Annotated in this window: 6 protein-coding genes and 2 pseudogenes; 3 read left to right on the top strand and 5 right to left on the bottom strand. The window is 69.1% G+C overall.

Annotation, left to right across the window (positions count from 1 at the left end):
• The 3 genes and pseudogenes from QE494_RS07515 to coaD form a co-directional block, all read left to right on the top strand.
• Positions 1 to 193: pseudogene (locus QE494_RS07515) on the top strand (insulinase family protein); the annotation flags it as partial.
• A gap of 103 nt (positions 194 to 296) precedes the next feature.
• Complete coding sequence (gene rsmD / locus QE494_RS07510) at positions 297 to 995, top strand: 16S rRNA (guanine(966)-N(2))-methyltransferase RsmD (protein ID WP_300042303.1); 699 nt, start codon at positions 297 to 299, stop codon at positions 993 to 995.
• Between the two features lie 39 nt (positions 996 to 1,034).
• Entirely contained in the window at positions 1,035 to 1,532 is a 498-nt protein-coding gene (coaD, locus tag QE494_RS07505; protein WP_300042302.1) for a pantetheine-phosphate adenylyltransferase, read from the top strand.
• Positions 1,533 to 1,652: 120 nt separating this feature from the next.
• On the opposite strand, the gene QE494_RS07500 is transcribed toward coaD, so the two are convergent.
• The 5 genes and pseudogenes from QE494_RS07500 to QE494_RS07480 all read right to left on the bottom strand — a co-directional run.
• On the bottom strand, positions 1,653 to 3,065 hold the full coding sequence (locus QE494_RS07500; RefSeq protein WP_300042301.1) for an amidase: 1,413 nt from the start codon (positions 3,063 to 3,065) through the stop codon (positions 1,653 to 1,655).
• Positions 3,066 to 3,092: 27 nt separating this feature from the next.
• Positions 3,093 to 4,580, bottom strand: coding sequence for an ABC transporter substrate-binding protein (locus QE494_RS07495; RefSeq protein ID WP_300042300.1), 1,488 nt, complete (start codon positions 4,578 to 4,580; stop codon positions 3,093 to 3,095).
• A gap of 58 nt (positions 4,581 to 4,638) precedes the next feature.
• Complete coding sequence (locus QE494_RS07490; protein WP_300042299.1) at positions 4,639 to 5,472, bottom strand: ATP-binding cassette domain-containing protein; 834 nt, start codon at positions 5,470 to 5,472, stop codon at positions 4,639 to 4,641.
• Complete coding sequence (locus QE494_RS07485; protein WP_300042298.1) at positions 5,469 to 6,470, bottom strand: ABC transporter ATP-binding protein; 1,002 nt, start codon at positions 6,468 to 6,470, stop codon at positions 5,469 to 5,471. The genes QE494_RS07490 and QE494_RS07485 overlap by 4 nt, the downstream gene beginning before the upstream one ends.
• Before the next feature lie 13 nt (positions 6,471 to 6,483).
• Positions 6,484 to 6,667 (bottom strand): annotated as a pseudogene (locus QE494_RS07480) (ABC transporter permease); the annotation flags it as partial.

The raw sequence follows: 6,667 nt of genomic DNA, 5'->3' as shown, positions 1-6,667 counted from the left end.
GGCGGCGATGGCCTGGAACGACCTGCCCCTGGACTACCTCGACACCTGGACCGCCAAGGTCGAGGCGATCACCGGCGAGCAGGTGCGCGCCGCCTTCGCCCGCAAGCTGCAGCCCGAGCGCATGGTGACCGTCGTCGTGGGAGCCAAGCCCGCCCGTCTGGACGCGCCTGCCACCCCGCGGCCCGCGCCTTGAGGCCGTTCTTGAGGCTGTAGGGCCAGGGGTTCGGAGGGCGCCAACACGGCCACGACCCGGCGCCTTCCTGGCCCGCTCCGGCTTGCCGTTAAGCTCTGCGCCCATGGCTGCTCCCGCTCCCCGACGTACCGCTCACACTGCGCCCGCAGCGGCGCAGCGCGCCCCGCACGAGGTGCGCATCATCGGTGGCCTGTGGAAGCGCACCCGGCTGCCGGTGGCCGACCGGCCAGGCCTGCGGCCGACGCCGGACCGGGTGCGCGAATCCCTGTTCAACTGGCTCGGTCAGGACCTCGTGGGCTGGCAGGTGCTCGACGCCTTTGCCGGCACCGGCGCACTCGGCCTCGAGGCCGCTTCGCGCGGCGCGGCCCGCGTCACCCTGGTCGAACACGACGCCGCCCAGGCCCGCGACCTGCAGGCGGTGGTGCAGCGCCTGACCGGTGCCGCGCAGGTGGTCCAGGTGGTGCGCGCCAGCGGCATCACGGTGCTGCAGCGGCAGGCGCCGGCCAGCCTGGACCTGGTGCTGCTCGACCCGCCCTTCGAGGCCGAGCTTTATGCCACGGCCCTGGCCGCCGCCCTGCCCGCCCTGCGTACAGGCGGATGGCTGTACCTGGAGGCGTCTGCGGCCTGGACCGAGGCAGACGCAAGGCCTGGCACGGCCTATGCGGACTCGGCGCACCGGGTGCCACCCGGGCTGGCCCTGCGCCGGCATCTGCGGGCCGGTGCGGTGCATGCCCATCTCTTCGAGCGGGTGGATGCGGCGCGGCCGGCGGCTGAGTCTGTCCCCGTAGCGCAGGCCCCATAATCCGGCGCGTACCAGCAAGCCCCCGTGCAGGAGACCGCCGTGGCCCAATCCGTGATCGCCGTCTACCCCGGCACCTTCGACCCCATCACCTTGGGGCATGAGGACGTGGTGCGCCGCGCCACCCAGCTTTTTGACACCCTCATCGTGGCGGTGGCCGCCGGCCACCACAAAAAGGCCCTGTTCAGCCTGGAGGAGCGCATGGACATGGTGCGCGAGGCGGTCAAGCCCTACCCGAGGGTGCAGGTCGAGAGCTTCTCTGGCCTGATGCGCGACTTCGTCGTCGCCCGCGGCGGCAAGGCCATGGTGCGCGGCCTGCGCGCGGTGACCGACTTCGACTACGAATTCCAGCTCGCCGGCATGAATCGCAGCCTGATGCCGGACGTCGAGACCGTCTTTCTCACCCCGGGCGACAAGTACCAGTTCATCAGCTCCACCTTCGTGCGCGAGATCGCCACGCTCGGCGGCGAGGTCGACAAGTTCGTCTCGCCCGAGGTGCAGCAGCGGCTCATGGACAAGGTGCACGCGGCGCGCGGCTGACGCCAAGAAAACGGGCCGCGAGGCCCGTTTTCTTTTGTGCGCTGACCTTCCCTGTTCGCTCGTTCGCCCGCCCGCCCGTTCGCCGGTGAGGCAAGCCACCATGCAGGCTCGAGTGGGAAGTTACGCAGGTGCTTGCAAGGGAGCTTGCGGCCAGTCCCGCTGCGGCCCGCGCATCTTCTCGAAGGCCGACGACACCTGCAGCACCCCCAAGTCGTCAAAGCGCTGGCCGACGATCTGCAAGCCAATCGGATGCCCTGCCTGCGTGTAGCCGCTGTTGATCGAGGCCGCCGGCTGCTCCGACATGTTGAAGGGCACAGTGAAGCCGATGTGTTCCATCGCCCGCAGCGGGTCGTTGGTCGGCATGGCCCAATCGGCGGGGAAGGTGGTCACCGGCGCCACCGGCGAGAGGACGTAGTCGTAGGGCTGGCAGGCCTGCACCGCCGCCACCCGGGTGAGGTGAAACTGGTGGAAGGCGCGGAAAGTCGTGGCGCCATCCATGCCCTGCGCACTCTCCGCCCAGGTACGGATGAAGGGCAGGATGCTTTCGCGCTGGGCTGGCGTGAGCGCCTGCAGGTCCACATTCGAGCGCATCCGCCAGGCGTGGTCCATGCCATCGAGCAGCGCGGGCGTCATGAAGGGCTGCATTGGCACCACATGGGCGCCGGCTTGTTCGAACAGGCGCGCCGCCATCTGGACCGCGTCCGCCACCTCGGGCGCCACCGGCAGGCCGCAACCGGCCTCCATCAGCAAGCCGATACGCAGGCCCTTCAGACGCTCGGGGCCGGCCTCGGCGGCCTGCCAGGCAATGTCCTGCGCGGGCAGGCTCATGCTGTCACGCCAGTCGGGGCGGGACAGCACCTGCATGAACAGAGCCGCGTCTGCCACGGTGCGGGTCATGGGCCCGGCCACCCGGCCGGTGTAGGGTGGGTCGATTGGGATGCGACCCAGGCTGGGCTTGAGGCTGTAGATCCCGCACCAACTGGCCGGCAGGCGCAGCGAGCCGCCGATGTCAGTGCCTACATGCAGCGGGCCGTAGCCGGCCGCTGTTGCCGCGCCGCCACCGGCACTCGAGCCGCCCGGGTTCATGCGCAGGTCCCAGGGGTTGCGGGTGAGCGGGTGAAAGCTCGACAGGCCCGAGGACAGCATGCCGTAGTCGGGCATGGTGGTCTTGGCCAACAGCACGCCGCCGCTTTCGCGTACCCGGGCCGCCGGTGGTGCGTCGGCGGCTTGCGGTGTGAGCGGCACCGCGCGCGTGCCCAGGGGCATGGGGTCGCCTTCGGTGGCGATGTTTTCCTTCAGCGTCAGCGGCACCCCGTCGATCGGCCCCAGCGGCTGGCCGGCGCGCCAGCGGGCTTCGCTCTCGCGCGCCCGGGCCAGGGCCTGCTCGGGCCGGGGCAGGTAAAGCGCCTGCAGGTGCGGCTCCCAGCGCCCGATATGCGCCAGGACCGCCTGCGTCACCTCCACCGGCGAGAGCGTGCCCGCGCGGTAGCCCGCCACCATCTCGGTGGCGGTCAGGTCATGCAGGGCCGTCACGCGTGAAACGTGTCGATGCGAGCCCGCTCAGGCCCAGCCCAGGGTGGACAGGTCATTGACGAACACCGGCATGTCTTTCCACAGCCCGCGCACGCCCTTGTTGGCAACCGTCACCCATTGCGGCTGGTACAGGAAGCCATGCACGCAATCTTCGGCCAGGAGCTTTTGGATGTCGGCCATGAGCTTGGTGCGGTCCTGGGCGCGCGGCGAGTTCTTGTACTTGTTGTACAGGTCGTTGAACTTGGGCGACTGGTAGTTCCAGTAGTAGTCGGGTTTGGCGAAGTTGCCCATGTCGAAGGGCTCGACGTGCGAAATGATGGTCAGGTCGTAGTTCTTGTTGCCGAACACGCCCGACAGCCACTGCGCCCACTCGACGTTTTGCAGCTTGGCGTTGATGCCCACCTTGGCCAGCATTGCGGCGATGACCTCGCCGCCCTGGCGCGCGTAGGGCGGCGGGGGCAGGGTGATGGTCAGCTCGAGGTTGGTGACCCCGGCCTCCTTGAGAAGTGCCTTGGCCTTCTCCGGGTTATAGGGGTTGATACCGGTGGTGTCGATATAGCCCACCGAGCCGGGCACGTAGTGGCTGCCGATAGGCGCGCCGTAGCCGTCGCCCGCGCCCTGAATGACCGCCTTGCGGTCAATGGCAGCGGCGATTGCGCGGCGCACCCGCACGTCGTCGAGCGGCTTTTTCTTGTTGTTCATTGCCAGGATGGTCTTGGCGCGCGAGCCAGACACCTGTACCTGGTAGCGCGGGTTGTCCTTGAACTGGGGCACGCTGCGCGGTGTGACGCGCGGGAAGGCGTCGATGTCGCCAGCCAGCAGGGCCGCGACTTGGGCAGCCGGGTCGGAGATGAAGCGGAAGTTGGCCCGCTTGAGCTTGATCGCCGCCGCGTTGCGGTAGCCGTCCCATTTCTTCAGGCTCACCGAGGAGCCCTTGACCCAGTTGTCCAGGGTGAAGGGGCCGGTGCCGACCGGCTTCGTGGCGTTGGTGTCTGCGCTCTTGGGCTCGACCATGATCGCAGTTGCCTGGCCCATGAGAAAGAGGAAGTCTGGGTCCAGCTCTTTGTTCACGATGACCAGGGTGTGGTCGTCCACCGCCTGCACGACTTCCATTGTGGCGAAGGTGCGCTTGTCCTTGTTGGTCGACTTCTCGGCGCCAGCGCGGACGAAGGAGAACTTGGCGGTCTGGGCGTTGAAGGCCTCGCCGTTGTGGAACTTCACGCCCTTGCGCAGACGGAAGGTGTAAGTGCGCAGGTCGGGCGAGACTTCCCAGCTCTCGGCCAGCAGCGGGGAAACGCTGCCGTCGGGGTTGATCTTGGTGAGGGTCTCGTAAATGTTGTACTGGGTGATCTCGGCAATGGCGGAGGCAGCGCCGGCGGTCGGGTCCAGGCCCGGCGGCTCCAGGGCCATGCCCAGAGTCATGCTGTCTTTGCGGCTCTGGGCCAGGGCGCCGGCCGGGAGGCTTGCAAGGGCGGCCAGGCTGGCCGAGTGGGTGAGTAGGCTGCGTCGCTTCATGAAATCACTCTCCTCTTTATGAATGGGTCGGTGAACGGCTAAGGGCAATCCGGGGAGACTATAGCGCCGCGCGCTGGGTCTGCGTGCCCACTGCGGGCGGGGGCTCGGCCCGGGGTACGGCGTCGAGCAATTGGCGGGTGTAGGGGTGCTCGGGTGCGGCGAACAGGCGCTCGGGCGGTCCCTGCTCCACCACCTGTCCTTGGTAGAGGACGACGACCTCATCGCACAGATGGTGCACCACCGCCAGGTCATGGCTGATCAGGAGGTAGGTCACGCCGTACTGGGCCTGCAGGTCCTGAAGCAGGTTGAGCACCTGGGCCTGCACCGACACATCGAGCGCACTCACGGGCTCGTCGGCCACGATCAGGCGTGGTCGGGTTACCAGGGCCCGTGCGATCGCGATGCGCTGGCGCTGGCCGCCAGAAAATTCGTGCGGGTACTTGTCCAGGTCGCTGGCGCGCAGGCCCACCGACTCGATCACCTCGCTGGCCTGCCGGCGCAGGGCCGTCCGGTCCCGCTCGCCCTGGGCCGCCAGTGGTTCGGTCACGATGCGCGCCACCGTCTGACGCGGGTCGAGCGAGCCATAGGGGTCTTGAAACACCATCTGGAAGTCGCGTCTGGCGCGGCGCAATGTCTCGCGGGGCAGGGTGTGCAGGTCGCGGCCATCGAGCAGCACCCGGCCTGCGGTGGGTTGGTCCAGGGCCATGACCAGACGGGCTAGGGTGGACTTGCCCGAGCCGGACTCGCCCACGATGCCCAGGCTGCGCCCGGCCTGCAAGGTGAAGCTCACCCCGCGCAAGGCCTGCACCACCGGGGGCGGCTGCAGGAGGCGCTCGCGCGGCAGCGGGTAATGGCGTACCAGGTTTTCTACCTGCAGCAGCGGCGTGTTCATGCCTCCACCCCCACGCTGGGCACCTGGTCCAGCCGCAGGCAGCGTGCCTGGTGACCGGGCCCTATGTCGATTGCAGGCGGTGGCGTGACATGGCAGTCTGGAGCTGTCCAGGCGCAGCGGCCAGCGAAGGGGCAGCCGGGCGGCAGGTCGGCCAGTTCCGGCACCGTGCCGGGGATGGTGGGCAGCCGCGTGCCGCGCGCCCGATGCACCGCCACGAGCGCTGGGCGGGCGGCGAACAGGCCCTGGGTGTAGGGGTGGCGGCGGTGCGCGAAGACCTCGCGGGTCGGGCCGGTTTCGACCTGGCTGCCGCCGTACATCACCACCATCCGGGCCACGTTCTGGGCGATCACGCCTAGGTCATGCGAGATCAGGATCAGTGCCATGCCGCGCTCGGCCACCAAGCCGCGCACCAGATCGAGGATCTGCTTTTGCACCGTCACATCCAGCGCGGTGGTCGGCTCGTCGGCGATCAGCAGGTCGGGCCCGCAGGCCAGGGCCATGGCGATGGTGATGCGCTGGCGCTGCCCGCCGGAGAACTGGTGCGGGTAAGCGTCGGCGCGGCGCGCGGCATCGGGAATGCCGACCCGATCGAGCAGGGCGATCGCCTCGGCCCGAGCCTGGGCGGCATTCAAGCCTTTGTGCAGGCGCAGCGGCTCGGCCACCTGCCGGGCCACCGTGTGCACCGGGTTGAGCGCGGTCATGGGCTCCTGGAAGACCATCGCGATGCGGTCGCCGCGCAGCGCAGCCATCTCGCGCTCGGGCAGGCCGACCAGCTCGCGGCCGTTCAGGCGGATGCTGCCACTGACCTGCGCACCCTCAGCGAGCAGGCCCATCAGCGCCAGCGCGGTGAGCGACTTGCCGCAGCCGGACTCTCCCACCAGGCCCAAGGTGTCACCCGGCGCCAGCGTGAAGGACAGGTCGCGCACTGCCACCGCCGGCCCCCGGGCGGTGCGCAGCACGACCCGCAGGTCGGTGACGGACAGAAGGGGCGTCGTCATGGTGTTGGGAAAATCAGCGCCGACGCGCCAGCTTGGGGTCGAACAGGTCGCGCAGGCCGTCGCCCAGGAGGTTCAGGCCCAGCACCGCCAGCGCGATGGCTACCCCGGGGTAGACATCCAGCATCGGTGCCTGAAAGAGCAGCGTCTGGGCCTCGGCCAACATGCGTCCCCAGGAGGGCTGTGGCGGCTGGGTGCCC

It is taken from the genome of Ramlibacter sp. (assembly GCF_029866045.1).
GTDB lineage: Bacteria > Pseudomonadota > Gammaproteobacteria > Burkholderiales > Burkholderiaceae_C > Ramlibacter.
This window is presented reverse-complemented; position numbering and strand designations above follow the sequence as displayed.

Coding starts and splice junctions, on each gene's coding strand:
- QE494_RS07485 (WP_300042298.1), bottom strand. CDS start 6,470: ATGACGACGCCCCTTCTGTCCGTCACCGACCTGCGGGTCGTGCTGCGC.
- QE494_RS07490 (WP_300042299.1), bottom strand. CDS start 5,472: ATGAACACGCCGCTGCTGCAGGTAGAAAACCTGGTACGCCATTACCCG.
- rsmD (WP_300042303.1), top strand. CDS start 297: ATGGCTGCTCCCGCTCCCCGACGTACCGCTCACACTGCGCCCGCAGCG.
- QE494_RS07495 (WP_300042300.1), bottom strand. CDS start 4,580: ATGAAGCGACGCAGCCTACTCACCCACTCGGCCAGCCTGGCCGCCCTT.